The 26,610-nt window shown below is 70.6% G+C and carries 28 protein-coding genes and 1 tRNA gene; 17 read left to right on the top strand and 12 right to left on the bottom strand.

Annotated features, from left to right (window positions below):
* Window positions 1–24: 24 nt before the first annotated feature.
* The 3 genes from AC5677_RS21385 (at window position 25) to AC5677_RS21375 (ending at window position 1,783) form a co-directional block, all read left to right on the top strand.
* Window positions 25–483, top strand: a complete 459-nt coding sequence (locus tag AC5677_RS21385) for a phage holin family protein (RefSeq protein ID WP_497189528.1) — start codon at window positions 25–27, stop codon at window positions 481–483.
* Window positions 480–1,418 carry an alpha/beta fold hydrolase gene (locus AC5677_RS21380; protein ID WP_497189527.1) on the top strand — a complete coding sequence of 313 codons (939 nt, stop codon included), beginning with the start codon at window positions 480–482 and terminating at the stop codon, window positions 1,416–1,418. Before AC5677_RS21385 ends, AC5677_RS21380 begins: the two co-directional genes overlap by 4 nt.
* A 167-nt stretch (window positions 1,419–1,585) precedes the next feature.
* Window positions 1,586–1,783, top strand: coding sequence for a hypothetical protein (locus AC5677_RS21375; RefSeq protein WP_497189526.1), 198 nt, complete (start codon window positions 1,586–1,588; stop codon window positions 1,781–1,783).
* Window positions 1,784–1,855: 72 nt separating this feature from the next.
* Here the strand turns inward: AC5677_RS21375 and AC5677_RS21370 are convergent, their stop codons facing one another.
* From AC5677_RS21370 to nth, 3 genes are all read right to left on the bottom strand, one after another.
* Entirely contained in the window at window positions 1,856–3,055 is a 1,200-nt protein-coding gene (locus AC5677_RS21370) for a MarP family serine protease (protein WP_497189525.1), read from the bottom strand.
* A 13-nt stretch (window positions 3,056–3,068) separates the two neighbouring features.
* Window positions 3,069–3,797 (bottom strand): NUDIX hydrolase, encoded by a 729-nt coding sequence (locus AC5677_RS21365; protein ID WP_497189524.1) that lies wholly within the window; start codon window positions 3,795–3,797, stop codon window positions 3,069–3,071.
* A 72-nt stretch (window positions 3,798–3,869) separates the two neighbouring features.
* Complete coding sequence (nth, locus tag AC5677_RS21360; RefSeq protein ID WP_497189523.1) at window positions 3,870–4,787, bottom strand: endonuclease III; 918 nt, start codon at window positions 4,785–4,787, stop codon at window positions 3,870–3,872.
* Between nth and AC5677_RS21355 the strand changes: the two genes are divergently transcribed.
* Together AC5677_RS21355 and AC5677_RS21350 are read left to right on the top strand one after the other, a co-directional pair.
* Window positions 4,729–5,250 carry a hypothetical protein gene (locus tag AC5677_RS21355; RefSeq protein WP_497189522.1) on the top strand — a complete coding sequence of 174 codons (522 nt, stop codon included), beginning with the start codon at window positions 4,729–4,731 and terminating at the stop codon, window positions 5,248–5,250. The two genes, nth and AC5677_RS21355, sit on opposite strands and share 59 nt — an antisense overlap.
* 169 nt (window positions 5,251–5,419) lie before the next feature.
* Complete coding sequence (locus AC5677_RS21350; RefSeq protein ID WP_006604164.1) at window positions 5,420–6,094, top strand: Crp/Fnr family transcriptional regulator; 675 nt, start codon at window positions 5,420–5,422, stop codon at window positions 6,092–6,094.
* A 300-nt stretch (window positions 6,095–6,394) separates the two neighbouring features.
* Here AC5677_RS21350 and AC5677_RS21345 read toward each other — a convergent pair whose 3' ends face one another.
* The 4 genes from AC5677_RS21345 to sp36 all read right to left on the bottom strand — a co-directional run bounded on the left by AC5677_RS21345 (window position 6,395) and on the right by sp36 (window position 8,899).
* Window positions 6,395–7,225, bottom strand: a complete 831-nt coding sequence (locus tag AC5677_RS21345) for an MBL fold metallo-hydrolase (protein ID WP_497189521.1) — start codon at window positions 7,223–7,225, stop codon at window positions 6,395–6,397.
* The gene (locus AC5677_RS21340) at window positions 7,222–8,169 is read right to left on the bottom strand and encodes an NUDIX hydrolase (RefSeq protein ID WP_497189520.1); all 948 of its coding nucleotides are present in this window, start codon (window positions 8,167–8,169) and stop codon (window positions 7,222–7,224) included. Before AC5677_RS21340 ends, AC5677_RS21345 begins: the two co-directional genes overlap by 4 nt.
* Before the next feature lie 110 nt (window positions 8,170–8,279).
* Window positions 8,280–8,744 (bottom strand): RidA family protein, encoded by a 465-nt coding sequence (locus AC5677_RS21335; RefSeq protein WP_497189519.1) that lies wholly within the window; start codon window positions 8,742–8,744, stop codon window positions 8,280–8,282.
* Complete coding sequence (gene sp36, locus AC5677_RS21330; protein WP_003967454.1) at window positions 8,741–8,899, bottom strand: Sp36 family protein; 159 nt, start codon at window positions 8,897–8,899, stop codon at window positions 8,741–8,743. Before sp36 ends, AC5677_RS21335 begins: the two co-directional genes overlap by 4 nt.
* Before the next feature lie 173 nt (window positions 8,900–9,072).
* Between sp36 and bagA the strand changes: the two genes are divergently transcribed.
* Both bagA and bagB read left to right on the top strand, forming a co-directional pair.
* Window positions 9,073–10,050: an ATPase BagA gene (gene bagA, locus AC5677_RS21325; RefSeq protein WP_497189518.1), complete on the top strand. Its 978-nt coding sequence runs from the start codon at window positions 9,073–9,075 to the stop codon at window positions 10,048–10,050.
* Window positions 10,047–11,342, top strand: coding sequence for an ATPase BagB (gene bagB / locus AC5677_RS21320; protein ID WP_497189517.1), 1,296 nt, complete (start codon window positions 10,047–10,049; stop codon window positions 11,340–11,342). Before bagA ends, bagB begins: the two co-directional genes overlap by 4 nt.
* Before the next feature lie 207 nt (window positions 11,343–11,549).
* Here the strand turns inward: bagB and AC5677_RS21315 are convergent, their stop codons facing one another.
* Complete coding sequence (locus AC5677_RS21315; protein ID WP_238574326.1) at window positions 11,550–11,891, bottom strand: WhiB family transcriptional regulator; 342 nt, start codon at window positions 11,889–11,891, stop codon at window positions 11,550–11,552.
* Window positions 11,892–12,275: 384 nt separating this feature from the next.
* Here AC5677_RS21315 and AC5677_RS21310 point away from each other — a divergent pair, with 384 nt between their 5' ends.
* A complete protein-coding gene (locus tag AC5677_RS21310; RefSeq protein WP_497189516.1) occupies window positions 12,276–14,468 on the top strand; it encodes a transglycosylase domain-containing protein in 2,193 nt (730 codons plus the stop codon).
* Window positions 14,469–14,619: 151 nt separating this feature from the next.
* Here AC5677_RS21310 and AC5677_RS21305 read toward each other — a convergent pair whose 3' ends face one another.
* The gene (locus AC5677_RS21305) at window positions 14,620–15,084 is read right to left on the bottom strand and encodes a GatB/YqeY domain-containing protein (RefSeq protein ID WP_497189515.1); all 465 of its coding nucleotides are present in this window, start codon (window positions 15,082–15,084) and stop codon (window positions 14,620–14,622) included.
* A gap of 120 nt (window positions 15,085–15,204) precedes the next feature.
* Here AC5677_RS21305 and AC5677_RS21300 point away from each other — a divergent pair, with 120 nt between their 5' ends.
* From AC5677_RS21300 to AC5677_RS21275, 6 genes are all read left to right on the top strand, one after another.
* Window positions 15,205–16,131: a metallophosphoesterase gene (locus AC5677_RS21300; RefSeq protein ID WP_497189514.1), complete on the top strand. Its 927-nt coding sequence runs from the start codon at window positions 15,205–15,207 to the stop codon at window positions 16,129–16,131.
* A 71-nt stretch (window positions 16,132–16,202) separates the two neighbouring features.
* Complete coding sequence (locus AC5677_RS21295; RefSeq protein ID WP_497189513.1) at window positions 16,203–16,868, top strand: Pr6Pr family membrane protein; 666 nt, start codon at window positions 16,203–16,205, stop codon at window positions 16,866–16,868.
* A 12-nt stretch (window positions 16,869–16,880) separates the two neighbouring features.
* A tRNA-Pro gene (locus tag AC5677_RS21290) sits at window positions 16,881–16,954 on the top strand.
* 1,020 nt (window positions 16,955–17,974) lie between these two features.
* Window positions 17,975–18,511, top strand: coding sequence for a nuclear transport factor 2 family protein (locus AC5677_RS21285; protein WP_497189512.1), 537 nt, complete (start codon window positions 17,975–17,977; stop codon window positions 18,509–18,511).
* Window positions 18,512–19,017: 506 nt separating this feature from the next.
* A complete protein-coding gene (locus AC5677_RS21280) occupies window positions 19,018–19,779 on the top strand; it encodes a glycosyltransferase family 2 protein (protein WP_497189511.1) in 762 nt (253 codons plus the stop codon).
* Between the two features lie 90 nt (window positions 19,780–19,869).
* A complete protein-coding gene (locus tag AC5677_RS21275; RefSeq protein WP_497189510.1) occupies window positions 19,870–20,019 on the top strand; it encodes a hypothetical protein in 150 nt (49 codons plus the stop codon).
* 67 nt (window positions 20,020–20,086) lie between these two features.
* On the opposite strand, the gene AC5677_RS21270 is transcribed toward AC5677_RS21275, so the two are convergent.
* Window positions 20,087–21,373 carry an amidohydrolase family protein gene (locus tag AC5677_RS21270; RefSeq protein ID WP_497189509.1) on the bottom strand — a complete coding sequence of 429 codons (1,287 nt, stop codon included), beginning with the start codon at window positions 21,371–21,373 and terminating at the stop codon, window positions 20,087–20,089.
* Window positions 21,374–21,501: 128 nt separating this feature from the next.
* On the opposite strand from AC5677_RS21270, the gene AC5677_RS21265 reads away from it, so the two are divergent.
* Window positions 21,502–21,954 (top strand): DoxX family protein, encoded by a 453-nt coding sequence (locus tag AC5677_RS21265; RefSeq protein ID WP_497189508.1) that lies wholly within the window; start codon window positions 21,502–21,504, stop codon window positions 21,952–21,954.
* A 309-nt stretch (window positions 21,955–22,263) separates the two neighbouring features.
* Window positions 22,264–23,031 carry a MerR family transcriptional regulator gene (locus tag AC5677_RS21260; RefSeq protein WP_497189507.1) on the top strand — a complete coding sequence of 256 codons (768 nt, stop codon included), beginning with the start codon at window positions 22,264–22,266 and terminating at the stop codon, window positions 23,029–23,031.
* A 171-nt stretch (window positions 23,032–23,202) separates the two neighbouring features.
* Here the strand turns inward: AC5677_RS21260 and AC5677_RS21255 are convergent, their stop codons facing one another.
* Window positions 23,203–23,361, bottom strand: a complete 159-nt coding sequence (locus tag AC5677_RS21255) for a DUF4180 domain-containing protein (RefSeq protein ID WP_497189506.1) — start codon at window positions 23,359–23,361, stop codon at window positions 23,203–23,205.
* 59 nt (window positions 23,362–23,420) lie between these two features.
* Entirely contained in the window at window positions 23,421–25,484 is a 2,064-nt protein-coding gene (locus AC5677_RS21250; RefSeq protein ID WP_497189505.1) for an APC family permease, read from the bottom strand.
* A 543-nt stretch (window positions 25,485–26,027) separates the two neighbouring features.
* On the opposite strand from AC5677_RS21250, the gene AC5677_RS21245 reads away from it, so the two are divergent.
* Complete coding sequence (locus AC5677_RS21245) at window positions 26,028–26,465, top strand: CBS domain-containing protein (RefSeq protein ID WP_497196704.1); 438 nt, start codon at window positions 26,028–26,030, stop codon at window positions 26,463–26,465.
* Window positions 26,466–26,610 lie beyond the last annotated feature (145 nt).

The raw sequence follows: 26,610 nt of genomic DNA, 5'->3' as shown, positions 1-26,610 counted from the left end.
GGCGAAGAGAAGAGGGAGACGGCGATGAGCGCAGCCGACGGCAGCACGGACCGCAGCCTCGGACAACTGGTGGCCACGGCCACCGCCGAGATGTCCGCACTGGTGCACGACGAGATCGCGCTGGCCAAGGCGGAAATCCGGCAGGACGCCAAGCGGGCCGGCATCGGCAGCGCCGCGTTCGTGGTGGCGGGTGCGCTGGCGCTGTTCGCGCTGCCGGTGCTGAGTTTCGCGGCGGCGTACGGCATCCACAACCTCGGCCTCGGACTGGCCTGGTCCTTCCTGATCGTGGGCGGCGCCTTCCTGGTCATCGCCGGGCTGCTGGTCCTGATCGCGATGGCCAAGATCAAGAAGATCAAGAAGCCGGAGCGGTCGATCAGCTCCGCAAAGGAGACCGCGGCCGTACTGCAGAAGGCCAAGCCACACCCGCGCGCCGCGGCGGACGGCCACCCGGTCCTGGAGTCTGTGACACGCTCGTCGGTATGACAGCCCCTGACAGCACCGCCTCGGTCGTACGCCTCGACGTCCCCGGGGAGCGAGAGGTCTCGCACCGGGACGTCGCGGCGAACGGTGCGCGCTTCCACATCGCCGAGATGGGCGACGGCCCCCTGGTGCTGCTGCTGCACGGCTTCCCGCAGTTCTGGTGGACCTGGCGCCACCAGCTGCCCGCGCTCGCCGACGCCGGCTTCCGGGCGGTCGCGATGGACCTGCGCGGCGTCGGCGGCAGCGACCGCACCCCGCGCGGCTACGACCCGGCCAACCTCGCCCTCGACATCACCGGCGTCGTGCGCTCCCTGGGCGAGCCGGACGCCGCGCTGGTCGGGCACGATCTGGGCGGCTATCTCGCCTGGACGGCGGCGGTGATGCGGCCCAAGCTGGTGCGCCGGCTCGCCGTCTCCTCGATGCCGCATCCGCGGCGCTGGCGCTCGGCGATGCTCGCCGACGTACGGCAGAGCGCCCGCAGCTCGCACATCTGGAACTTCCAGCGCCCCTGGCTGCCCGAACGGCGGCTGACCGCGGACGACGCGGCGCTGGTCGGCCGCATGATCCGCGACTGGTCCGGGCCCCGGCTGCCCGAGGACGACGCCATCGCCGTCTACCAGCGCGCGATGAGCATCCCCTCGACCGCGCACTGCTCGATCGAGCCGTACCGCTGGATGGTGCGCTCGATGGCCCGCCCGGACGGCATCCAGTTCAACCGCCGCATGAAGATGCCCGTACGGGTGCCGACGCTGCATCTGCACGGCTCCCTCGACCCGGTGATGCGCACCCGCAGCGCGGCCGGCTCCGGCCAGTACGTGGAGGCCCCGTACCGGTGGCGGCTCTTCGACGGGCTGGGGCACTTCCCGCACGAAGAGGACCCCGTGGCGTTCTCCACGGAGCTGATCAACTGGCTCAAGGACCCGGAACCGGACCGCTGAGCGGACGCCGTACTCCGCTGAGCGGAGCAGCCGGGACAGTGCCCCCGCAGGCCCGTTCGAGATCACGTCGAACATTCGTATGACGAACGGCCAATTGCCTGGCGCATAGGCCAATTGGCGGCTCCCGAGGCGGTTACGGACCTTGGGCCACGGGCAGTGTCGTGGGTATGGGCTGGACGCACGACTACCGTGACGTGGCACGCAACCGCCGCAGCAGTGCCGCTGCAGTGGGCACTCGGGAGAGGGAAGCCCCGGACCTCAGGTCCGACGGCTCCCCCGGTCCCGCGGACCCGATGGGCATTCCGCGCATCCTGCGCCGCAGAGCGCGCTGGATGAGTGCGCGCCTGCGCCATCCCCGAAGCTGAGCCGCCGCTCCCCGGCGCGCGCCCGGCGCGGGAAACAGCCGTCCCCCGCGCCGCCTCCGGCGCCCGTCCGCCTCAGATCGCGCAGCCCTGGCTGTTGACCTGCCGCTCGGCCGTACGCCCCTTGGCGACGTCCTCGCGGATCTCGTCGGCGGTCAGCGCATAGCCGGTGTGGGAGTCGTCCAGCGATTTGGCGAAGACGACGCCGTAGACCTCGCCCTTGGGGGTGAGCAGCGGGCCGCCGGAGTTGCCCTGCCGGACCGTGGCGTAGAGGGAGTAGACGTCCCTGGCGACCGTGCCGCGGTGGTAGATGTCCGGGCCGTTCGCCTGGATACGGCCGCGGATCCGGGCCGCGCGGACGTCATAGCCGCCGTTCTCCGGGAAGCCCGCGACGATGGCGCTCTTGCCGCTGCTCGCGTCCTGGTCGGAGAACTTCAGCACCGGGGCGTTCAGCGAGGGCACATCCAGGACCGCGATATCGCGCTGCCAGTCGTAGAGCACCACCTTGGCGTCGTACTGCCGCCCCTCGCCGCCCACCTGGACGGTCGGCTCGGTGACGCCGCCGACAACATGCGCATTGGTCATGACGCGGTGCTTGCCGAAGACGAATCCGCTGCCTTCGAGGACCTTGCCGCAGCTGGGCGCCGTACCGACGATCTTGACGATGCTGCGCCGGGCCCCCGCCGCCACCGAGCCGTTGACCAGCCTGGGGTCCGGCGCGGGCACGGACGTGATCGGCTCGTTGGAGAACGGCGTGAAGACCTGCGGGAAGCCGTTCTGCGCGAGCGCGGCCGAGAAGTCGGCGAACCAGGTGTTGGCCGCCTGGGGCAGCACACGGGACACCCCCAGCAGCACCTTGGAGTTGCGCACCTCCTTGCCGAGCGTCGGCAGGGACGTGCCCGCCAGGGCGGAGCCGATCAGCCAGGCGACCAGCAGCATCGCCATGACGTTGACCAGCGCGCCGCCGGTCGCGTCCAGCGCCCGCGCCGGTGACCAGGTGATGTGACGGCGCAGTTTGTTGCCCAGATGCGTGGTGAGCGCCTGGCCCACCGAGGCGCACACGATCACGATGGCGACGGCCGCGATGGCCGCGAAGGTGCCGGGCGTCGCGTCGTCGGTGATCTCGTTCCAGATCAAGGGCAGCAGATAGACCGCGATCAGGCCGCCTCCGAGGAAGCCGATCACGGACAGGATGCCGACGACAAAGCCTTGCCGATAGCCGACGATCGCGAACCACACGGCGGCGACCAGCAGCAGGATGTCCAGGACGTTCACGCCGGACACCGTCTCACGAGCGCCAGTCGAGCGGGACCTGCTTGTCACGGTCCCACGGAATCTCCCAGCCCGCGTAATGCAGTATCCGGTCGATCACGCCGGCCGTAAAGCCCCAGACCAGGGCGTCCTCGACGAGGAAGGCCGGGCCGACGTGACCGCTGGGGTGACGGGTGGTGACCCGATGCGCCGGATCCGTGAGATCCGCCACCGGAACCGCGAAGACCCGTGCGGTCTCGGCCTGGTCCACCGCACCCACCGGGCTCGGCTCGCGCCACCACCCCAGGACGGGCGTCACCACGAAGCCGCTGACCGGGATGTAGAGCCGCGGCAGCACGCCGAAGACCTGGACGCCGGCCGGATCCAGACCGGTCTCCTCCTGGGCCTCGCGCAGCGCCGCCCGCACCGGGCCGTGCCCGTCGGGATCGCCGTCCTCAGGATCGAGGGCGCCGCCGGGGAAGGAGGGCTGGCCGGCATGCGAGCGCAGGGTGCCGGCCCGCTCCAGGAGCAGCAGCTCGGGGCCGCGCGGGCCGTGGCCGAAGAGGACCAGCACCGCGGACTGGCGCCCACCGCTCTCGGGCGGCAGGAAGCGGCTGAGCTGCCGCGGCTCGAGCGTGGCGGCCGCGCGGGCCACCGGGGTCAGCCACTCGGGCAGGCCCTCCGCCGTGACGGGGACCTCCCGGCCGTACGCCGTCCCCGCGCGGGCCCCGGTCTCCTCGCCGTACTGCTCCCGTGCACTCCTCATACGCGCCCCCTCAGGCCCTGGCATCGATGGTCGGTCCCCGTGCGGGGCCGCCCTGTGGTCACGCGGCTGCCGTCATGGGGCCGCCATCGGAGGCGCGGGCTGCCCCGGATAGTCGGCCGGCGGCTTCAGCCGCTGCCCCGGCTGGCCGCCCAGCTCGTACTTCAGCAGCTTCTTCGCCTTCTCCGGATCCGTCTCGCCCTCGCCGTACGCGGGGCACAGCGGGGCGATGGGACAGGCGCCGCAGGCGGGCTTACGGGAGTGGCAGACGCGGCGGCCGTGGAAGACGACGCGGTGCGAGAGCATCGTCCACTCGCTCTTGGGGAAGATCTCGGCGACATCCGCCTCGACCTTCTCGGCGTCCTCCGCGGTGGTCCAGCCGAAGCGGCGGGCCAGGCGGCCGAAGTGCGTGTCGACCGTGATCCCCGGGACGCCGAAGGCATTGCCCAGCACCACATTGGCGGTCTTGCGGCCGACTCCGGGGAGCGTGACGAGATCCTCCAGGCGGCCGGGCACCTCGCCGCCGAAGCGGTCGCGCAGCGCCGCCGACAGCCCCAGCAGCGACTTCGTCTTGGCCCGGAAGAAGCCCGTCGGCCGGATCAGCTCCTCCAGCCGCTCCGGCTCCATCGCCGCCATGTCCTCGGGCGTCGGGCAGACCGCGAACAGCCGCGGCGTGGTCTGGTTGACCCGCAGATCGGTCGTCTGCGCCGACAGCACCGTGGCGACCAGCAGCTCGAAGGGGTTGGTGAAGTCCAGCTCCGGGTGGGCGTACGGATACAGCTCGGCCAGCTCCCGGTTGATCCGCCGCGCCCGCCGCACCATGGCGACCCGCGATTCGGGCTTGCGGGCGGGAGCGGCCTTCTTGGCCGGTGCCGCCTTCTTGGCGGGGGCTTTCTTGGCCGCGGCCTTCTTCGTGGCCGCGGCGGTCTTCTTCGTGGCCGCAGCGGTCTTCTTCGCGGCGGGGGCCTTCGCGGCCGCCTTCGCCGGCTTCACGCTCTTCGCGGCTTTCGCGGTCTTCGCAGCCTTCGCGGGCTTCTTGGCGGCGCTCTTGGCTGCCGCCGACGTCGCGGGCGGGGTTTCCTTCACGCCGGCCTTCTTCCCTGCCGAGATCTTGCCTACCGGGCTCTTCGATGCGGAGTTCCTGGCGGTTGCGCCCGCCGGTATCCCGCGCTTCGCCGTCGCGTCCTTCGTCGTCGTGTCCGTCGTCGTCGCGTTTGCCGTGTCCGTCGCGTTCGTCTTGTCCGCCGCCGTGCCCGTCGTCGGCCGCGACGCGCCGGACCGCCGCGCGGCCGCCTCCCGGCCGACCGTCACCCTGGAGAGGGATTTGTTACTTTTATCCGTATTCGCCGCACCTGTGGACGCGTGTTCGCCCACAGCGGAATCGCCTACGGCGTTCACTCACCCAGCCCCCCAGTCCCGTGCTCTCACCGGCGTATTGGACACTCGGCCAGACTAAGGCCACCCACTGACATCCGCCCCGGCCACTGTGATTCGTGACCCCAATCGGCCCCCTGCCTTATGGCTTGCGGCACCGGTCCGGCAAACTTGTGATTGATCGCACTGTTTTGCATTCCGGCATGATGGGGACCACAGTCCCCCGGAGCATGTCGACAAGGAGAGATCTCGTGGACGACGTTCTGCGGCGCGCACCGCTCTTTGCGGCGCTCGATGACGAGCAGGCGGCCGAGCTGCGCGCCTCGATGGGAGAGGTCACGCTCGCCCGCGGCGACGCCCTGTTCCACGAAGGGGACCCCGGCGACCGCCTCTACGTGGTCACCGAGGGCAAGGTGAAGCTGCACCGCACTTCCCCGGACGGACGCGAGAACATGCTCGCCGTCCTGGGCCCCGGTGAGCTGATCGGCGAGCTCTCGCTGTTCGACCCGGGCCCGCGCACGGCCACCGCCTCGGCACTCACCGAGGTCAAGCTGCTCGGCCTGGGCCACGGCGACCTTCAGCCCTGGCTGAACGCCCGCCCGGAGGTCGCCACGGCCCTGCTGCGCGCCGTCGCCCGCCGCCTGCGCAAGACCAACGACCAGATGTCCGACCTGGTCTTCTCCGACGTGCCGGGCCGTGTGGCGCGCGCCCTCCTGGACCTGTCCCGCCGCTTCGGCGTGCAGTCCGAGGAAGGCATCCACGTCGTCCACGACCTGACGCAGGAAGAGCTGGCCCAGCTGGTCGGCGCCTCCCGCGAGACGGTCAACAAGGCGCTCGCCGACTTCGCCGGCCGTGGCTGGCTCCGCCTGGAGGCCCGCGCCGTGATCCTCCTGGACGTCGAGCGACTGGCCAAGCGGTCGCGCTGACGCCGACAGGTCGAACTCCTCGCAAGGGCCCCGCTTCGGCGGGGCCCTTCGCCATGGGGGCACCCCGGGCGGCGGGGCCGCTCAGGCTGACCTGACGGGCGGCCAGACCAGAGGCGAGCGGGCGTACAAGCACCCGGGCGTACAGGCACCCGGGAGTACGGGCATACGGGCACGCGGGCACGGCCGTGCCGGGCGTAGCCCACGCGCCCGCGGCCCGGCCGCCCCGGCCTCGTACCGAAAGCACGCACCACGGGCCCGGTTTCACATGGGATCAGGCGGATCAGGTAAGGCCGGACGGGCTCAGATCAGCCCATGCTCGCCCAGATACTCCAGCTGTGCCCGCACCGACAGCTCCGCCGCCGGCCACAGGGACCGGTCGACGTCGGCGTACACGCTGGCGACGATCTCGGCGGAGCTGCGATGCCCGGCCTCGACCGCCGTCTCCACCTGGGCGAGCCGGTGCGCGCGGTGCGCCAGATAGAACTCCACCGCCCCCTGGGCGTCGTTCAGGACGGGCCCATGGCCGGGAAGGACCGTCGAGACACCGTCGTCGACGGCGAGCGAGCGCAGCCGCCGCAGCGAATCCAGGTAGTCACCCAGGCGCCCGTCGGGGTGCGCGACCACGGTGGTGCCGCGCCCCAGGATCGTGTCACCGGTGAGGACCGCGGCATCGGCCGGCAGGTGGAACGAGAGCGAGTCAGCCGTGTGCCCCGGTGTGGGCACCACGCGCATCTCCAGGCCGCCGGTGGTGATGACATCGCCGGCCCCCAGCCCCTCGTCACCGAGCCGCAGCGCCGGGTCCAGGGCCCGTACGGCCGAACGGGTCAGCTCGGCGAACCGGGCGGCGCCCTCGGAGTGGTCCGGGTGGCCATGGGTCAGCAGGGTCAGACCGATGCGTTTTCCGGCCCGCTCGGCGGTGTCGATGACCTCCTGGAGGTGGGTCTCGTCGAGCGGCCCGGGGTCGATGACGACGGCGAGGTCGGAGTCCGGCTCGGCGACGATCCAGGTGTTGGTGCCGTCCAGCGTCATCGCCGACGGGTTCGGCGCCAGTACGCAGTGGGCACGCGCGGTGGCCTGCCCGGAGATCACTCCGCCGCGTGGCTGGCCGGGGAGGGCTGCTGCTTCGGTCATCGGGGGTTCCCTCCCTCGGGGCTCGTGGTGCCGGAGGGGCCGTCGGACGCGTCGTCCCCGGGGCCGTCGCCGGTGGCGATGTGCTTGGTGAACTCGTCGTGCCCCGGCCAGCTCAGCACGATCTCGCCGCCCACCAGGCGGGCGCGGGCCAGCACCGGTGTCAGGTCCTGCGCCTCCGCCGCGGCCAGCGTGTCCGCGGCGGTGCCGTACGGCTGGAGTGTGCGCAGCGTCGCGATGGTCGGCGGCATCATCAGCAGCTCGCCGCGGTCATAGCCGGCCGCGGCCTCCTCCGGCCGGATCCACACGGTCCGGTCCGCCTCCGTGGAGGCGTTGCGGGTGCGTTGCCCCTCCGGGAGCGCGGCGACGAAGAACCAGGTGTCGTAGCGCCGTGGTTCGAACTCCGGGGTGATCCAGTGCGCCCAGGCACCCAGCAGATCGGAGCGCAGGACCAGGCCACGGCGGCCCAGGAAATCGGCGAAGGACAGCTCGCGGGCCACCAGGGCGGCGCGGTCGGCCTCCCAGTCGTCGCCGGTGGTGTCGGCCACGACCGTGTCGGCCGAGTCGCCGGCCAGCAGCACGCCCGCCTCCTCGAACGTCTCGCGCACGGCCGCGCAGACGATGCTCTGCGCGGTGGCCGGGTCGACGCCCATCCGGACCGCCCACTGGGCGCGCGAGGGCCCCGCCCAGGCCACCGGGCGCTCGTCGCGGGAGTCGACGGAGCCCCCCGGATACGCGTACGCGCCTCCGGCGAAAGCCATGGAGGCGCGTCTGCGCAGCATGTGAACGGCAAGGCCACGGGAGGCCGAGCCGGGGGCGGCGTCGCGCAGCAGCAGAACGGTCGCGGCCCGCCGGGGCGTGGCAGGTGTCAGCTCACCGTTCGCAAGCGCCCGGATGCGGTCCGGCCACTCCGGCGGATACCACTGGCCATTGGTCGTCGACGACATGGCCGGATGCTATGCGCTCACGCGCTGATGTTCGAGGGCCTGTTGGTCCCCTTGGCTGCTATTCGACGCCCAGGGCCCCTATTCGGCTATCCGGCTATCCGGCTGTCCGGCTATTCGGCGATCTCGACCTGGATCTCGACCTCGACCGGTGCATCGAGCGGCAGCACCGCCACGCCCACCGCGGACCGGGCGTGCACGCCCTTGTCGCCGAGGATCTCGCCCAGCAGCTCGCTGGCGCCGTTGACGACACCCGGCTGACCGGTGAAGTCCGGTGCGGAGGCCACGAACCCGACGACCTTCACGACGCGCTGGATCTTGTCCAGGTCGCCGGTCACCGACTTCACGGCGGCCAGGGCGTTGAGCGCGCAGGTCGCGGCGAGTTCCTTGGCCTGCTCCGGGCTGATCTCGGCGCCCACCTTGCCGGTGGCCGGCAGGGCGCCGTCCACCATCGGCAGCTGGCCGGAGGTGAAGACGTATGCACCGGAGCGCACCGCGGGCTGGTACGTGGCCAGCGGCGGTACGACCTCGGGCAGCTTCAGGCCGAGCGCCGCGATCTTCTCCTCCGCCGTGCTCACGCCTTCTCCCGCTTCAGGTAGGCCACCAACTGCTCGGGGTTGTTCGGGCCCGGCACGACCTGGACCAGCTCCCAGCCGTCCTCGCCCCAGGTGTCCAGAATCTGCTTCGTCGCGTGCACGAGCAGCGGCACGGTCGCGTATTCCCACTTGGTCATGGGCCGAGGGTAATACCTGTACGGGGCGTCGACGGACGCCGTCCACGCCTGGTCCCGGCGGTGGGTTCCCGGCGCAACCCTGACGTGTCCCGGAGAAATGTTCAGCTGATCTCCGGGTCATCCCAGGCGTATCCCGTGCGTATCCGCGACACGGACTGGTTAGGCTCCTTGGCGTGAGCAGGTTCCATGTCGTCAGCGGCAAGGGCGGCACCGGCAAGACCACGGTCGCCGCTGCCCTCGCCCTCGCCCTTGCCACGGAGGGGCGCCGCACCCTCCTGGTCGAGGTCGAGGGCCGCCAGGGCATTGCCCAACTGTTCGAAACCGAGGCGCTTCCGTACGAGGAGCGCAAGATCGCGGTGGGGCCGGGCGGAGGAGAGGTGCATGCGCTGGCCATCGACGCCGAGCGCGCCCTCCTGGACTACCTCCAGATGTTCTACAAGCTGGGCGGCGCCGGCCGGGCGCTCAAGAAGCTCGGCGCGATCGACTTCGCCACCACCATCGCGCCGGGCCTGCGGGACGTCCTGCTGACCGGCAAGGCGTGCGAGGCGGTCCGCCGTAAGGACAAGAACGGCAGGTTCGTCTACGACGCGGTCGTGATGGACGCCCCGCCGACCGGCCGCATCACCCGCTTCCTGAACGTCAATGACGAGGTGGCGGGCCTGGCCAAGATAGGCCCCATCCACAATCAGGCGCAGGCCGTGATGCGGGTCCTCAAATCGCCCGAGACGGCGGTCCACATGGTGACGCTGCTGGAGGAGATGCCGGTTCAGGAGACCGCTGACGGCATCGCCGAGCTGCGCGCCGCCGGCATCCCGGTGGGCGGCATCGTCATCAACATGACCCGCCCCGCCCTGCTGGACAACGGCGACCTCGACGTCGCCGCCCGCGGGGCCCGTACGGGCATCGCCAAGGCGCTCTCCCAGGCCGGCCTGGGCGGCGCACGGCGCGGCGGGCTGGCGGAGCGGCTGATCGACCCGCTGCTGGAGCAGGCCCGCGAGCACGCCGAGCGGGTCGAGCTGGAGCGCACCGAACACGCCGAGCTGAAGGCAATCGGCCTGCCCACCTTCGAGTTGGAGCTGCTCCCCGAGGGAGTGGACCTCGCCGGGCTCTACCGCCTGGCGAGAGACCTGCGGAAACAGGGGCCCATATGACCTCGGACGACACGACCCTGGACGCCTCGGCCCCGTGGCTCGAGGTCGACGCACTCCTCGACGACCCGCGCACCCGCATCGTGGTGTGCTGCGGCTCGGGCGGCGTCGGCAAGACCACGACCGCCGCGGCGCTGGGCGTACGCGCCGCCGAACGCGGCCGCAAGGCCGTCGTGCTGACCATCGACCCGGCCCGGCGGCTGGCGCAGTCGATGGGCATCTCGGAGCTCGACAACGTCCCGCGCCAGGTCAAGGGCGTCGACGAGACCGCGGGCGGCGAACTGCACGCGATGATGCTGGACATGAAGCGCACCTTCGACGAGATCGTCGAGGGGCATGCGGACGCCGAGCGGGCCCGCGCCATCCTGGAGAACCCGTTCTACCAGTCGCTGTCGGCCGGTTTCGCGGGCACGCAGGAGTACATGGCCATGGAGAAGCTCGGCCAGCTCCGGGCCGGCGACGAGTGGGATCTGATCATCGTCGACACCCCGCCGAGCCGCTCCGCGCTGGACTTCCTGGACGCGCCCAAGCGTCTGGGCTCCTTCCTGGACGGCAAGTTCATCCGGGTCCTGATGGCGCCCGCGAAGGTCGGCGGCCGGGCCGGCATGAAATTCCTGAACGTCGGCATGTCCATGATGACGGGCACTCTCAGCAAGCTGATGGGCGGTCAGCTGCTGCGCGACGTACAGACCTTCGTGGCCGCGATGGACACCATGTTCGGCGGCTTCCGCACCCGCGCGGACGCCACGTACCGGCTGCTGCAGGCGCCGGGCACGGCATTCCTCGTGGTCGCCGCGCCGGAGCGGGACGCGCTGCGCGAGGCGGCGTACTTCGTCGAACGGCTCGCCGCCGAGCAGATGCCGCTGGCCGGTCTCGTGCTGAACCGCGTACACGGCAGCGGCGCCGCCCAACTGAGCGCGGAGCGCGCGCTGGCCGCCGCCGAGACCCTCACGGAACAAGCCGAAAATCTTGAACCGGACGGCATTGTCGATCATCACAACGGGCAGGCTGCTTCAGGAACCGCCGGCGGCCTCTCCCCCGCTGCCGCGGCGGAGCAGACGCCACCCACATCGGCCTCAGCGGCACACCTCGCCGCCCGGCTGCTACGACTGCACGCGGAACGCATGCAGGTCCTCGCGCGCGAACGGCGCACACGGGATCGCTTCACCGCGCTGCATCCCGAGGTCCCGGTGACCGAAGTCGCCGCGCTGCCCGGTGATGTCCATGACCTCGCCGGCCTGCGCGCGATCGGTGACCGTCTCGCGCTGGGCCCAGCCGCAGCCGACGACGACTGACGCAGTCGACGGCCGACCGCCCACACCGAGCGACCCGCAACGGGCGCCCCACAGCGATCCATCCGCAACGGACCGCCGGCAACTGACCACCGACGCCCGGCGCCTACGACCGCATGGCAGGACGTACGAACGACGCGCCCGCCGACCTGGTGGCTCACCACCCCGGCGACCCGCCGGACTCACCGCCGCCGGCCGCTTCGGCTCGGCCTACCCGACCGCGGCGTACTCGTCGAAGGCCTCGTCCTCGCAGTCCACCGGCAGGATGCCCGTGCTGCGCTCGTATTCCGTACGCGCTGTCTCCAGCAGTCGGCGCCATGACGTCACGGTCGGCCGACGGCGCAGCAGCGCCCTCCGCTCCCGCTCCGTCATACCGCCCCACACACCGAACTCCACCCGGTTGTCCAGGGCGTCGGCCAGGCACTCCGTACGCACCGGACATCCGGTGCACACCGCCTTGGCGCGGTTCTGCGCCGCCCCTTGCACGAACAATTCATCCGGATCGGTAGTGCGGCAGGCTGCCTGTGCACTCCAGTCGGTTACCCAGCTCATGCTGGCGCCGTCCTCTCCCGAATCGAGGCTCCCCCACGGCGGCAAGCGGCATATTCACCGTTGCCAGTTGAGGACGTTACGGAAGGCAAGCAGGGCGCAACACCCCCTTCGGGCCCAATCTTGAATGGCCCGAACGGACTATGCGTACGCGGCAGATCACCCAACGGAGTGACCGGACGGCATACGTCGCTTTCCGTCCAAGTCCGGACACTTCACCGTGGACACACGGGATTTCCGGCGACAGAAAGGGTCAAGAGGGGCAGGGTCCGCACAGAGGGGTGGGGTTGACGAACCGAGGCGTAACCATCCCGCCGTGACAGGTGAGAACAGGCTAAGCGAACAGGTGCACCCCTGTCCGGCGATTCAGAACGTAGGGTTGTCCGCATGGCTAAGAAGCGCGATGGCGGAGGTCTGTCCAAAACCCAGACGGCCGCCAAGTTCCTCGGTGTCAGCGTCCTCGCCGGAGCCGTGCTCGCCGGCATCGCGCTGCCCGCCGCCGGGGCCCTGGGGCTGGCGGCGAAGGGCTCGGTCGAGGGTTTCGACGACATACCGGCCAACTTGAAGACGCCACCGCTCAGCCAGCGGACCACCATCCTGGACTCCAAGGGCGGCGAGATCGCCAAGGTCTACTCCCGCGACCGCACGGTGGTGGGCCTCAAAGACATCTCGCCGTACATGCAGCAGGCGATCGTCGCCATCGAGGACGCCCGCTTCTACCAGCACGGCGCCATCGACCTGAAGGGCATCCTGCGCGCGCTCAACAAGAACGCCCAGTCGGGCGGCGTCGCCCAGGGCGCCTCGACGCTGACCCAGCAGTATGTGAAGAACGTCTTCATCGAGGAGGCGGGCGACAACCCCGACAAGGTCGCGCAGGCCACCCAGCAGACGCTCGGCCGCAAGGTCAAGGAGCTCAAGTACGCGATCCAGCTGGAGAAGGAGCTCGGCAAGCGCAAGATCTTGCAGAACTACCTCAACATCACTTTCTTCGGCCAGCAGGCGTACGGCATCGAGGCCGCCTCGCAGCGCTACTTCAGCAAGCACGCCAAGGATCTGAAACTGGAGGAGGCGGCTCTGCTGGCCGGCGTCGTGCAGTCGCCGAGCCGCTTCGACCCGGTCAACGACCCGCAGGAGGCGACCCGGCGGCGCAATATCGTCCTGCAGCGGATGGCCGATGTGAAGGACATCACTCAGGCGCAGGCCCACGCGGCCGCCCAGAAGCCGATCAAGTTGAAGGTCAGCCGCCCCAAGAACGGCTGCATCACCGCCGTGGACGGCGCGGGCTTCTTCTGTGACTACATCCGCAAGGTCTTTCTCAACGACAAGGCTTTCGGAAAGACCCGGAAAGCCCGTTCCAAGCGGTGGGACCAGGGCGGCATGACGATTCGCACCACCCTCGACCCGCAGACGCAGAAGTCGATCCAGAAGTCGATCGGCGACCATGTCTATGAGGACGACCCGGTCGCCACCGCCGCCACCATCGTGGAGCCGGGCACCGGCAAGATCCTCGGCATGGGCCAGTCCCGCCCGTACGGCCTCGGGCCGCACGAGACCCAGATGAACCTCTCCGTGGACCACGACATGGGCGGCGGCGCCGGCTACCAGCCCGGGTCGACCTTCAAGCCCGTGGTCGCGGCGGCCGCGCTCGAACAGGGCACCAGCCCGTACCAGAAGTACTCCTCGCCGTACCGGATGCAGTATCCGAGCCCGGTACAGACCTGCAACGGCGAGTGGCAGGGCACGGAATCCACCCAGAACGAGAACAAGTCCGAGGTCGGCCCGTACGGCATGAAGGAGGCGACCGCGAAGTCGGTCAACACCTACTTCGTGCAGCTGATCAGCGACATGGGTGTCTGCCCCGCGGTCAAGATGGCCCAGAAGATGGGCATCGAGCGGGCGGACGGCAAGCCGTTGCAGCAAGTTCCTTCGCTGACGCTGGGCGTGCAGGAAATGTCGCCGCTGACCATGGCCGCCGGCTACGCGGCGTTCGCCAACGGCGGCGAGTACTGCTCCCCCATCGCCATCGAGTCGATCACGGACGCGCGGGGCAGGGCGATGACCGTCCCGCAGAGCAGCTGCCGCAGCGCGATGTCCAAGCGGACCGCGGACACGATCAACACGCTCCTCAAGGGCGTCGTCCAGGACGGCACCGGCCAGAAGGCGGGCCTCAGGGGCCGCGACAGCGCCGGCAAGACGGGCACCAGCGACAGCCGCTACGCCGCCTGGTTCGTGGGCTACACCCCGAACGCGGCCGGCGCGGTATGGGTCGGCGACCCGCAGCACCAGCGCAAGATGTACGACATCACCATCGGCGGCGTCTCCCACGACAAGGTCTACGGCGCCGACACCCCCGGCCCCATCTGGCGCGACGCGATGACCGGCGCGCTGGCGGGCCGTCCGGCACCGGCCCTGTCCACCGTCCCGATCAACGACCCGGACAAGGGCAAGGGCGACGGCGGCAGGGGGAAGGGCAGGCCCCGGCCCGGCCGGGGCCACGGCGGCGGTGACAACAAGCCGGGCGGCGGATGGCACATCCCGGGCTTCCCGGACATACTGGGCGGCGGTAACGGCGGCTGGTAGCCCGCTCGTCGGGCGCCCGGTGACCGCCCGCAGGACGGACCGGCCGCCACGCCGACGAAACGGAGAAGGGGCGCCCTCCCAGGAGGGCGCCCCTTCGCGTACGGTCCGGCATCCCGGCGGCGCCGCCTCGGCGCGCCCCCGGCCTACGAGCTCAGCCCGCCAGCAGCTTCTTCACCACCGCGGCCACCCGGCCGCCGTCGGCGCGGCCCGCCACCTGCGGGTTGACGATCTTCATCACGGCACCCATCGCGCGCGGCCCCTCGGCACCGGCCCCCTTGGCCTCCGCCACCGCCGCCGCGACCAGCTGCTCCAGCTCGTCGTCGGTCAGCTGCTTGGGCAGATAGTCCGCGAGCACCTCGCCCTCGGCCCGCTCCCGCTCCGCCGACTCGGCCCGGCCGCCCTTGTCGAAGGCCTCCGCGGCCTCCCGGCGCTTCTTCGCCTCCCGCGCGATGATCTTCTCGACCTCGCCGTCGGACAGCTCGCGCGCCTCGGTACCCGCGACCTCCTCCTTCTGGATCGCGGTCAGCGTGAGGCGGAGGGTGGAGGAGCGCAGCTCGTCGCGCCCCTTGATCGCGGTGGTGAGGTCGTCCTGCAGCTTGGACTTGAGCGTGGTCATGCCGTTGAGTATGCCCCCACCCACCGACAACCGCCGCGCCTTTTCCCCGCAGGCCCCGCCCGTCGCCCCCCGGTCGCCTCCCGTTCTCCCGCACCCGCGCACCTCTGCCACGATGGGTACATGCGCGCGCGATACGGAGTACCCCTGACCCTGACCGCAGTCGGCGCGGCCGGCCTGGCCTACGCCGCCGGCTTCGAAGTCCGCTCCTTCCGCCTCCGACGCGTGACCGTGCCCGTACTGCCCCGCGGCATGCGACCGTTGCGCGTCCTGCAGGTCTCCGACATCCACATGGTCGGCGGACAGCGCAAGAAACAGCGCTGGCTGCAGTCGCTGGCCGGGCTGCGCCCCGACTTCGTCATCAACACGGGCGACAACCTCTCCGACCCCAACGCCGTCCCGGAGACCCTGGACGCCCTGGGCCCGCTGATGGAGTTCCCCGGCGCGTACGTCTTCGGCTCGAACGACTACTACGGCCCCAAGCTGCGCAACCCCGCCCGCTATCTGATCGAACGGGCCCAGGGCCGGCACGGCCTCAACGGCAACGCGCCCGCCGTCGGCGTCGTCCACAACCCCTGGGAAGACCTCCGCGACGCCTTCGACGCGGCGGGCTGGGTCGGCCTGTCCAATGCCCGCGGCCGCCTCAAGCTGGAGGGCATCGAGATCGCCCTGACCGGCCTGGACGACCCGCACATCAAGCGCGACCGCTACGCCGAGGTGGCCGGCGGCCCGGAATCCGGCGCCGACCTCTCGCTCGCCGTCGTCCACGCCCCCTACCTGCGCTCCCTGGACGCGTTCGCCGCCGACGGCTATCCGCTGATCCTGGCGGGCCATACGCACGGCGGCCAGCTGTGCATCCCCTTCTACGGCGCCCTGGTCACCAACTGCGACATCGACACCGACCGCGTCAAGGGCCTGTCCACCCACACCGCCGACGGCCGCACCTCCTACCTCCACGTCTCCGCCGGCTGCGGCACCAACCGCTACACCCCGGTCCGCTTCGCCTGCCCCCCGGAGGCGACGCTGCTGACGCTCACGGCGCGCGACTGAGCGGCAGGAGGGGCGGCGCCGCACGGCCCCGCCCCTCCCCCGCCCGGGGGTCCGCCCCCTAACGTGGAGGAATGTCCGACCCCACCCGGACCTCGCAGTCCACGCGCCACGCGACCGGCCCGGCCGGCGCCGCCGCCCGGACCCCGGCCGCGGCCGTCGCCCCCACCATCCGCCGCCCCGTCACAGCCGCCGTCCGCGCCCTGATCGCCGCGACCGCCCTCGCCGGCGTCGCCCTCGCGGCCGCCGCTTCCCCCGACCCGCCGCGCCTCCTCACCGACTTCACCGTCCAGGCCGGCCTCGCCGCGGCCCTCGGCTTCTCCGTGTCCGCCCATCGCGCCTGGACCGGCCGCCGCCCCGTTTCCCCCCGCCTCACCGGCGCCCTCGTCGTCTTCCTCGCCCTGGCCGCCATCACCCAGCACCTCGCCCCACCCACCGACACCACCAACCCCCTCCTCACCACCGCCACCCCCATCGGCGCCCTCACCGACTGGCTCCTCCTGACGGCCCCCCGCGGCTTCCGCCTCCCCTACGCCTGGCAGTGGCCGGCCTACCCCCTCCTCCACCTCTCCCTCACCACCGCCATCGGCTCCCCGCCCCGCCCCCTCTCCACCACCCTCACCCTCGCCGCGACCGCCTGCCTCCTCCCACTGATCGCCCTCACGATCGACCAGGTCAGGCCCGCTCCCCGGCTCAACAGGAACCGGATTTCGCCTACGGGGATCAGTCCGCTAAAGTAGAGCTCGTTGCTTCGGGGTGTAGCGCAGCTTGGCAGCGCGCTTCGTTCGGGACGAAGAGGTCGTGGGTTCAAATCCCGCCACCCCGACTGAAGGAACACAGGAGAGGCGCCTACGAAATTTCGTAGGCGCCTCTCCTGCATTTGGTGGCCAACTGTGTGACCGGCGCTCCGGATTCACCGTGAAGGCGCCATCCATGGCGACCACACTCCGGTGGCCGCTCTCTCCCGCCCGTCCGGATCGCGGGGCGGGTCTGGTTTCGGTGGACCTCTGGACCTCCTCAGTGACTGGCGTCCCGGGTGCCCGAACGTCTCCGGGTGTCCGAACGTCTCCGGGTGTCCGAACCAGGGAGATCGCTTCCGGCGGGAGATCTCTTCCCGTGGGACACCGCCGCCCGAGAGCGGCAGTGCGCGGCTGTGGCGTGGCTCACGTGGAGTCGATTTCGCCTTCCCGACGATCGACGAGTCGACGAGCGGACGGGCAGACGGGCGGAGGGGGCGGACGAGCCCGTTCTCGTCCCAGGCGTCGCGGGCCGCCGGACGATCCTGGCCCGGACCCTCCCAGTGCTGCCGAAGCGCCCCGGCGGCACTCCAAGCCGGGCTCGGTGTCGCCGCCGGTGCGCACCAACCGCCACCGCGCAAGCGGCCGCAGGGCTTTCGTACGTGCTCCCGTGCACCAACTGGCGGGCTGAGCAGTTGGGTTGGCGGACACACGCATTCCCTCGCGGTGGCTGCCGGGCCCGCGATGCCTCGATGACCTCGGCCGGTAGGGGCCCCGGCGTGGGTTGCCATGGGCTGCTGGAGCCGACCCGCCCCCTCCACAGGGACGGTCCGCCCGAACCTCCGGCCGTCCGCCCGCACTTCCTCCGCTTCACCACCCGGCTCCGCTTCACCGCCCGGCTCCACTTCACCGCCCGGCCTGGTCCGGCCGCCGACTTCGTCGCGCGCTCCGATAGGCGCCGTGTCACATTCCGGCGCGGCCGTGCCGTCGTACCCCTGGGGCGGGCACACCGTCCAGCGAGCAGGAGACCCGGTGGCGCTCGGCGAGTGCGTCCGGCCGGCACCCGGGCCCGTTCGTACAGCGAGTTCACGGCGACAGGGAGGAATCCGATGAGTGACTTTGAGGCCATCGCGGATCGCGTCGAGATCGAGGCGCTGCGCGGTGAGTTCACCGACGCGGTGATGATGCGCGACTACGACCGTATCGCTCTGCTGTTCACACCGGACGGCGCGCTGCGGATGCCGAATATTCCCGTTGAGCTCGAAGGCCGTGAGGCGATCCGGGCCTGGGGCAGGCGGGTGCCGGAGGTGGTGGAGTTCCTTGTACAGCACACGCACCCGGGCGTGATCCGGCTGGACGGCGACACCGCGTCCGGCCGCGCGTACATGTCAGAGATCGGGCGCCTCCGCGACGGTCGCGGAGGACTGAACCACGCCATTTACCACGACCGTTACCTGCGCACCGGCGACGGCTGGAAGTTCGCCGAGCGTGTCTACGAGGTCCGGTACGAGGACAGCTCGACGCCGGCCGGTTCGCCGGCCGGTTCGCCGCCCCGCCCGGCCGAGGCCCGGTCCCAGGCCCGGACCGGGACCGGGACCGGGCCTGGGACTGGAGCCGGGGCCGGGGCCGGGACCGGGGATTCGTGACCGGTTCGCCGAGGCGGCCGGGTCGGCGAGAGCCGCTTCCGCATGCGCTGAGCTGACGTCCGGCGCACGCTATGACCGTGGGGCGTGCCGTCCGAGCCATGGCCTGTGGCGCGCTGTCACACGCGCCTTACCCGCAGTGGGCAGCCCCGCGCGCATGCGTCGCCACGCATGCGGCGACGGCCGTTCCCCGGCCGCCGCGCGCATCGGGTCGGCCGAGGAGGGTTCGTGAACCGTTGCCCGCCCATCGCCGAGCACGGCATCGCCGGTGATCCCCCTCCGGACGGCCGCCGCGCCGGTCTCTTCCGGCCCGGGAGGCGGCACCGGCCTCCCGCACGCCACAGCGCGGGGCGGGGGCCGGCCCTGGCCGCCCCCGGGCGGAGGAGGCGCCGATGACCGAGGCAGGCACCTCGCAACCGGTGGACACGGCGGGATCCGGCCCCTGACAGCGCAGCGCGACGGGAGGCCGCGTCGTCCGCGCCGGCTCCCCAGGGAAAGGTGGTGAGGCCGTGCCTCGGCGCATCGTCATCGTCACTGCCGTTCATGCCCCCTCGGCCCACTTCCTGCCGGACGCCTACATATCGGTGTGCCGGCAGGACCTGCCCGAAGGGTGGGAATGGCACTGGGTCATCCAGGAGGATGGGAAGAGCGATCAGGTTGCCCCGCACGTCCCGGACGATGAGCGCGTGACCTTCCGCCAGGGGCGCCCCGGCGGGCCCGGCGTCGCACGCACCATCGCCCTGTCCCAGGCGGACGGCGCATACGTCAAGGTCCTCGACGCCGATGACCAGCTGCCGCCCGGCGCGCTGGCCCGCGATCTGGCCGCGCTCGAGGCCGACCGGAGCCTCGGCTGGACGACGTCGCGCGTCCTCGATCTGCTGCCCGACGGTTCCACGGCCGGCTTTCCCTGGGATCCCGCGCCGGGGCCGATCGAGCGCGGCGCCGTGCTCGACTTCTGGAGGGCGAACGGTTTCCGCGCCCAGGTGCACCCGGCGACCCTCTTCGTCCGCCGCGACCTGCTTCTCGCCCTCGGCGGCTGGATGGCCCTGCCGGCGTCGGAGGACACGGGGCTGCTGCTCGCGCTGAACGCGACGAGCCGCGGTCATTTCTCGTCCGAGGTCGGACTCCTCTACCGGAAGTGGCCCGGCCAGGCGACCGGTCAGCCGTCCCACACCGAAGCCGTGGAGCGCGATGCCCGCATGGCGGTCGTGGAGGCACGGGCGCGGGAGCTGGCGCGCCTTCGGTGGAGCTACGCGGCCACCACGGAGTGACCGGCGGCCGGCGGCCCCTCGCTCCCCCTCGGACGCCGGTGACCGGCAGCCGCGGCGACACCGCAAGCCGTCGCCGACCCCGACCGGGCCGTGAAGAACGTCGCCGAACTCACCGTCCACGCACCCCAGGGGCCGTGGCGCACGGCGGTCCACGCCCGGCTGCCGCCGGCCGACACCGCGGAGGCGCACCGGCCGCCGGAGAGCCGTACACAGCCGGGCCGCGTACCGGCCGTCCCGTAGGACGGAGGATCCGGCGTGGGTTCAGGCGCTGCCCGCCGTCCTGTAGGGCGGAGGCTCCGGCGTCGGTTCAGGCGCTGCCCGCCGTCCGGTCCCGGTCGAACGGCAGATCCAGCATCCGGATGGCGTTGCCGCGCAACAGCTTGTACGTCACCTCGTCGGAAAGGCCGCCGACGTGCTCCGCCGCCACCTCCTTCGTGTGCGGCCATGTCGAGTCGACGTGCGGGTAGTCGGTCTCGAAGGTCGCGTTGTCCACGCCCACGGTCTCGATCGATGCGACGCCGTGCCTGTCGCGGAAGAAGCAGCAGAAGATCTGGCGGTAGTAGTACGTCGAGGGCGGTTCGGGCACGAGGTCCTTCACTCCACCCCAGGCCCGGTGCTCCTCCCAGACGTCGTCCGCGCGTTCCAGGGCGTACGGGATCCATCCCATCTGCCCCTCGCTGTACGCCAGCTTCAGCCGGGGGAACTTCACCAGGACGCCGCTGAACAGGAAGTCCATCATCGAGGCCATGGCGTTGTTGAAGCTCAGCGACGCCTGCACCGCGGGCGGCGCGTCCGGTGAGGCCGCCGGCATCTGGGAGGACGAGCCGATGTGCATGTTCACCACGGTCCCGGTGTCCTCGCACGCCGCGAAGAACGGATCCCAGTAGCCGGAGTGGATCGACGGCAGCCCCAGGTGCGTCGGGATCTCGCTGAACGTCACCGCCCGGACTCCCCGCGCCGCGTTGCGCCTGATCTCGGCGACCGCGAGGTCGATGTCCCACAGCGGGATGAGGCACAGCGGGATGAGCCGGCCGCCGCTGTCCCCGCACCACTCCTCGACCATCCAGTCGTTGTACGCACGGACGCAGGCCAGGCCGACTTCCTTGTCCTCGGCCTCCGCGAACGTCTGGCCGCAGAAACGCGGAAACGTCGGGAAGCAGAGCGACGCCTCCACGTGGTTGACGTCCATGTCCGCCAGCCGCGCCTTGGGATCCCAGCAGCCGCGGCGCATCTGGTCCCGGGTGATGCCGTCCAGGGTCATCTCGTCGCGGGAGAAGCCGACGGCCGCGATGATGCGCTTGTACGGGAAGAGCAGGCCTTCGTACTGCCACCAGTCGGTGATCTGGCCCTCCGGATCGGTGGTGAACCGGTACTTCCCGCCGACGTACTCCAGCTCCCCGATGCCGGCCGTAAGGGGCTTCGGCCCCCTGTCCTGGTACTTCTTCGGAAGCCAGGTCTCGAAGAGGTGCGCGGGCTCGATCACGTGATCATCCACGCTGATGATCCTGGGGAGCTCCGTCACGCCACTGCCGTTGCTGATCACGCTGTACCCCCAACTGCCCGCCGACTCGGCCGGCCCTATCTGACGGTCCATCAGTTTTCAGGTTATGGGCCGACCCTCGCGACCACAAGAAGCGCGAGGAATCCGCACCCCTTGCCAGATCAAGGGAGTTCCGCTCAACTGACGTTCCGTCAGTTCATCACTGGGGCGAGGGGAACGGCATGCACACGATCTGGCTCGGCGGAGCCGAATGGCTCGCGGTCCTCCGTATCGGCCTTGGGCTCTGGTGGCTGGAAAGCTGGCGCCACAAGGACAAGAAGGACTGGTTCGCCGGCGGCGGCATCGCATGGGCCGCCGGCGTGGCGGAGAAGCACCGCTGGCCCCTGGTACGGACGGGCTTCGACCGCGTCGTGAAGCCCCGGCCGCGGCTGATGGCGTACGTCGTCGCCTATGCGGAACTGGCCCTCGGCCTGGGCCTGATCGTCGGACTCCTGACGCCCGTCGCGCTGGTCTGCGGGCTCGTACTGAATCTGCTCTATCTCGTGCTGATGATCCACGACTGGGGAGAGCAGGGGCAGAACCTGATGATGGCGCTGATTTCGGCCACGGGGCTGATGGCCGTGTCGTGGCAGAGCTGGTCGATCGATAGTGCGGTTGGGCTGTTTCTGCCTTAGGGGGATGGGGGCGGGGGCCGGGGGCTAGTGGCCGGGGCAGTCCCCTCTACCCCCCTGGCCCCATTCCGCCCGTGTCGCCGCGGAGACGGCCGGCCGCCGGCCTCGCTGCCCGGTGGGTGGCGGTCCCGCGATCCGACTGCCGGTTCTTGCTCGTGGCCCGAGCTCGCGTGTGCAGCTTGCGGTCCGGGCTTGCGGCTTGCGGCTTGCGGCTTGCGGCTTGCAATTCCGGGCTTGCGGCTTCCGCTGCGTCAACTCCTACTGTCATCCGTGTGGCCGGAGAGACCGGCCCGGGTGGTGGAAGGCGGGGCGATGGCCTGGTCGATCGCGGATGTGGCCCGGATGTCCCGGGTGACGTCCCGGACGCTGCGGCACTACGACGAGATCGGCCTGCTGCCGCCGGCGTGGATCGGGAGCAACGGCCACCGCTATTACGAGGAGGCCGATCTGCTGCGGCTGCAGCAGATCCTGCTGATGCGGGAGATGGACGTGGGGCTGCGCGAGATCCGGGCGGTCCTGGACAGCCAGGTCGATCAGGTTGCCGTGCTCCGTGAGCACCACCAACGGCTGCTGGCGGAACGGGACCGGCTGGAGACGCTCGCCCGCACGGTCGACCGCACCATCACCGAACTGACGGAAGCAAAGGAGAACACCGGCATGACAAAGATCAACCGGCCCGAGAACCTGTTCGAGGGCTTTGAGCGCGCCTCTACCGAGGCCGAGGCCGAGGTGCAGGAGCGATGGCCGCAGGCGTGGGAGCAGTCCCAGCGGGTCGTCGATTCGATGAGCGCCGAGGACATGGAGCAGTGGCAGCGTGAGGCGACGGCGCAGATGATCCGCCTGGCGGAGTTCATGGTGGCCGGCACCCCGGTTGACGACCCGGCGGTGCAGGCCGAGCTGGACGCGCACTACCAGGGCGTGTGCCGTTTCTGGACCCCGTGCGCCGACGCGTACAAGGGGCTGGGCCAGACCTACGTCGACGACCCGCAGATGCGCGCGAACTTCGACAAGATCGCCGACGGGCTGGCCGTCTACCAGCGCGACGCGATGAACGTTTACGCCGAAGCCCGGCTGAGCTGACCGACGGCTCACACTGCCGGGGGGCTGCAGACCCCCGGCGGCAGGCAACTCGCCCCGCCCTCGCCACACTCGGCCCACCGGACGGGGACCGCTCGCTCCTCGGCTGACTCTTCAGTTGCCCGTTCAGCCGACGCTTGAGCCAGCTCTTCAGCTCACCTTCAGCTCAACCCTTCAGCCGCCGCTCCCGCAGCTCCTCGACGTCGGCAGGAACCACGTCTGCTGCCCGCGGTTGCACTCGCGGACGAAGTGCCGCAGCGCCGAACCGGCCTCCGTGCAACGGGAGATATCGCCACGGACGGCGATCCCCGCGCGATGGTTCGGCCATCGCATCGCCGATGAAATCCAGGACGTCGCCTTCGCTGCCGTCGACGAGAACGACGTCAGCGAGGTCAACCCGTGCCTCCGTCGCCCGTCTGCGGTCCCGGGGGGCCCTTCCTGGCCGAGGGGGGCAGGGCCGGTTCCCCGCGCCGGACGGAGCCCGGGGCGCGGACGCTGGGGCGTGGGGGCCTGCGTTCGGAACTGCTGAGGTGCCAGGGGACGCTGGTGACCATGACGCCGGGGGCGAAGAGAAGGCGGCTCTTGAGCCAGAGCGCCGACTGGTTGTGGAGGAGGTTCTCCCACCAGCGTCCGACGACGTACTCGGGGATGAAGACGCTGATCACATCGCGGGGACTGGTGCGGCCGATGGAGCGCACGTACTCGACAACAGGGCGGGTGATCTCGCGGTAAGGGGATGCAAGAGTTTTCAGCGGGGTGTCGAAACCCGTTGCCTCCCATTGCGCGGTGAGGGTCTCGAGCTCGTCGCGGTCGACGGCGACGGTCAGCGCTTCCAGGACGTCGGGGCGGGTGGCGCGGGCGTAGGCGAGGGCCCGTAGCGTCGGCTTGTGGATCTTGGCGACCAGAACGACGGCGTGCACGCGGGAGGGCAGGACGATCTCGGCCTGCGGGTCCACGACGGCGAGTTCGGCCGCGGTGTTGTCGTAGTGGCGCCGGATGCCGCGCATCATCACCCACAGCACGACGGCCGCAATCACCGCCAGATAGGCGCCCTGGGTGAACTTCGTGAGCAGCACGATGACCAGGACCAGGCCGGTGACCACGGCGCCGACGGCGTTGATGACGCGGGCGATGTGGTGGTGCCGTCGCCGTGCCGTGACCGGCTCGGAGCGCAGGGCGCGGTTCCAGTGCCGGACCATGCCGGTCTGGGAGAGCGTGAAGGAGGTGAAGACGCCCAGGATGTAGAGGTGGATGAGGTTGGTGACGGAGGCGTGGAAGGCCCACAGGAGGGCTCCGGCCACCAAGGCCAGCGCGACGATGCCGTTGGAGAAGGCCAGTCGGTCCCCGCGGGTGTGCAGCTGGCGCGGCAGATAGCGGTGCTGGGCCAGGATCGAGGCCAGCAGCGGGAAGCCGTTGAAGGCGGTGTTGGCGGCCAGGACCAGGACCAGGGCGGTGGCGGCCTGGATGTAGAAGAAGCCGACGCTGTGGGCGCCGCCGAAGATGGAGGCGGCGAGCTGCGCGATGACGGTGCGCTGCGGGGTGGTGTGGCAGTTGCCGCCGAAGCCGGTGAGCCGGCAGGTGTCGTCGGCGATATGGACGTTCGCGATCAGGGCGAGGGCGGTGATGCCGGAGAACATCACGATCGCGATCAGGCCCATCGCGCCCATCGTGGTCGCCGCGTTCTTCGACTTGGGCTTGCGGAACGCCGGGACGCCGTTGGAGATCGCCTCCACGCCGGTCAGCGCCGTACAGCCGCTGGAGAACGCCCGCAGGCCGAGCATGAGCAGCGCGAGACCGGCCAGGTGGGCGTCCCCGGGTGCGGGCTCGATTCCGTACGCCGCGGATTCGGCGACCGGGGCGTCGCCGATGAGCCAGCGGAACAGTCCGGTGGCGCACATGATGAGCACCCCGGCGATGAAGAGGTAGGTGGGGGCGGCGAAGGCGCGGCCTGATTCGCGTACGCCGCGCAGGTTCACGGTCGCGAGCAGGGCGACGAAGACGACCGCCATCACCGTTCGGTACTCGTTGAGGGAGGGGATGGCGGAGATGATGTTGTCCACCCCCGATGCGACCGAGACGGCGACCGTCATCACGTAGTCGACCAAGAGGGACGCGGCGACCACCAGGCCCGCGGACGGCCCGAGGTTGGTCGAGACCACCTCGTAGGAGCCGCCGCCCGACGGATACGCGTAGACGACCTGGCGGTAGGAGAGCACCACCACCGCCAGCAGGCAGACCACGGCGGCCGCGGCCCAGGTGGCGAAGTGCAGATACGCCAGTCCGCCCAGGGTGAGGACCAGCAGGATTTCCTGGGTGGCGTAGGCGACCGACGACAGTGGGTCGGAGGCGAAAATCGGCAGCGCCAGGCGTTTGGGCAGCAATGTCTCCTGCAGGCCTTCGCTGGGCAGCGCCCGGCCGATCAGCAATCGCTTGACTGCGTCCACGATTTTCGCCACGCGGGCGAGCGTACGGGCACGTCAGCGCGGAGCGGGGATTTGGCGTGACCGCCAGAAGGGCTAGGCGAACGGGGCGGGGAAATCCGCCGTCGGGTGGCGGAAGCGCGTTTATCGGTTCGCCAATGGAACCTGTGAGGTGGGTTGGTGACGGCGCGTTGAGTGGTGTGCGGGGGCCGCGTGCCCGGTGAGGGGTGGCGTTCCGTGCGACGAGGAATCCCGCGGGAGTGGCGGCGATTGATCATCATGGGTGGCGGCTCGGTGAGGTATCCGAAATTCGCGAGGGGCAGGAATGCGATGAGGGCTGGAGAGAGGGATGCAGAGAGGGTTGGAGAGAGGGATGGAGAGAGATGCAGCGTGGGATGTCGGCAACGATGCGTGCAGGGATGCCGACATGGACACGGCACGGGGCGCGGCATGAGCCGTTGAACGGGCTGAGCCGGAGCGGCCCCCGCTCATGGCGGCCATACCTCAGGGAGCGACGTAGAGCCAATCGTGGTGTCATCGAAGGCGGGGGAAATCAACGCTCCGAAGGCGGGAGAAATCATGGCTACGACGCTACGAGCCCGAGACATCATGTCCGCCGGCGTGCAGTGCGTAGGCGCTCACCAGACGCTTCTCGACGCGGCGAAAATGATGCGCGACATGAATGTCGGTTGCCTGCCCATCTGCGGCGACAACAACAGGCTCATGGGCCTGATCACCGACCGTGACATCGTCATTCAGTGTTGTGCCGAAGGCATCGATCCGGCGACGGTGCAGGCCGGTTCCCTCGACGGGGCTCTGCACTGGATCGACGCCGATGCCGACGCCAACGAGGTCCTGATGACCATGGAGACGCACCAGATCAAGCGCCTTCCGGTGATCGACGTCAAGGGCGGCCACCAGCTGATCGGAATGATCACGGAGGCCAATCTCGCAAAGAATCTCAGCGACGAACAGATCGCGGAATTCGCCAGCCGGGTGTACGCGGGCGCGGGCTAGCCGTTCCGCCCACGGGGCCGGCGCGTCCCGCACGGTCGCGGCCGGGGCCGACGCTCCGATCGGAAATCCGTCGGTCGTCCGCCCCGGCCCGGCCTGCATTCCCTTGACGCTTTTCCGGCGCGCACCCAGGACCTCCTGACGGAGG

This window comes from Streptomyces sp. JLSY215 (assembly GCF_059682825.1).
The sequence above is the reverse complement of the archived record's forward strand: the minus strand, read 5'-3'. Positions and strand labels throughout refer to the sequence as shown.

What these genes read in the sequence shown, in the direction of transcription:
- AC5677_RS21385 (WP_497189528.1), top strand. Translation starts at nt 25, where the DNA reads ATGAGCGCAGCCGACGGCAGCACGGACCGCAGCCTCGGACAACTGGTG.
- AC5677_RS21380 (WP_497189527.1), top strand. Translation starts at nt 480, where the DNA reads ATGACAGCCCCTGACAGCACCGCCTCGGTCGTACGCCTCGACGTCCCC.
- AC5677_RS21375 (WP_497189526.1), top strand. Translation starts at nt 1,586, where the DNA reads ATGGGCTGGACGCACGACTACCGTGACGTGGCACGCAACCGCCGCAGC.
- AC5677_RS21365 (WP_497189524.1), bottom strand. Translation starts at nt 3,797, where the DNA reads ATGAGGAGTGCACGGGAGCAGTACGGCGAGGAGACCGGGGCCCGCGCG.
- AC5677_RS21345 (WP_497189521.1), bottom strand. Translation starts at nt 7,225, where the DNA reads ATGACCGAAGCAGCAGCCCTCCCCGGCCAGCCACGCGGCGGAGTGATC.
- AC5677_RS21340 (WP_497189520.1), bottom strand. Translation starts at nt 8,169, where the DNA reads ATGTCGTCGACGACCAATGGCCAGTGGTATCCGCCGGAGTGGCCGGAC.
- sp36 (WP_003967454.1), bottom strand. Translation starts at nt 8,899, where the DNA reads ATGACCAAGTGGGAATACGCGACCGTGCCGCTGCTCGTGCACGCGACG.
- bagB (WP_497189517.1), top strand. Translation starts at nt 10,047, where the DNA reads ATGACCTCGGACGACACGACCCTGGACGCCTCGGCCCCGTGGCTCGAG.
- AC5677_RS21315 (WP_238574326.1), bottom strand. Translation starts at nt 11,891, where the DNA reads ATGAGCTGGGTAACCGACTGGAGTGCACAGGCAGCCTGCCGCACTACC.
- AC5677_RS21310 (WP_497189516.1), top strand. Translation starts at nt 12,276, where the DNA reads ATGGCTAAGAAGCGCGATGGCGGAGGTCTGTCCAAAACCCAGACGGCC.
- AC5677_RS21305 (WP_497189515.1), bottom strand. Translation starts at nt 15,084, where the DNA reads ATGACCACGCTCAAGTCCAAGCTGCAGGACGACCTCACCACCGCGATC.
- AC5677_RS21300 (WP_497189514.1), top strand. Translation starts at nt 15,205, where the DNA reads ATGCGCGCGCGATACGGAGTACCCCTGACCCTGACCGCAGTCGGCGCG.
- AC5677_RS21295 (WP_497189513.1), top strand. Translation starts at nt 16,203, where the DNA reads ATGTCCGACCCCACCCGGACCTCGCAGTCCACGCGCCACGCGACCGGC.
- AC5677_RS21285 (WP_497189512.1), top strand. Translation starts at nt 17,975, where the DNA reads ATGAGTGACTTTGAGGCCATCGCGGATCGCGTCGAGATCGAGGCGCTG.
- AC5677_RS21270 (WP_497189509.1), bottom strand. Translation starts at nt 21,373, where the DNA reads ATGGACCGTCAGATAGGGCCGGCCGAGTCGGCGGGCAGTTGGGGGTAC.
- AC5677_RS21265 (WP_497189508.1), top strand. Translation starts at nt 21,502, where the DNA reads ATGCACACGATCTGGCTCGGCGGAGCCGAATGGCTCGCGGTCCTCCGT.
- AC5677_RS21260 (WP_497189507.1), top strand. Translation starts at nt 22,264, where the DNA reads ATGGCCTGGTCGATCGCGGATGTGGCCCGGATGTCCCGGGTGACGTCC.
- AC5677_RS21255 (WP_497189506.1), bottom strand. Translation starts at nt 23,361, where the DNA reads ATGCGATGGCCGAACCATCGCGCGGGGATCGCCGTCCGTGGCGATATC.
- AC5677_RS21245 (WP_497196704.1), top strand. Translation starts at nt 26,028, where the DNA reads ATGGCTACGACGCTACGAGCCCGAGACATCATGTCCGCCGGCGTGCAG.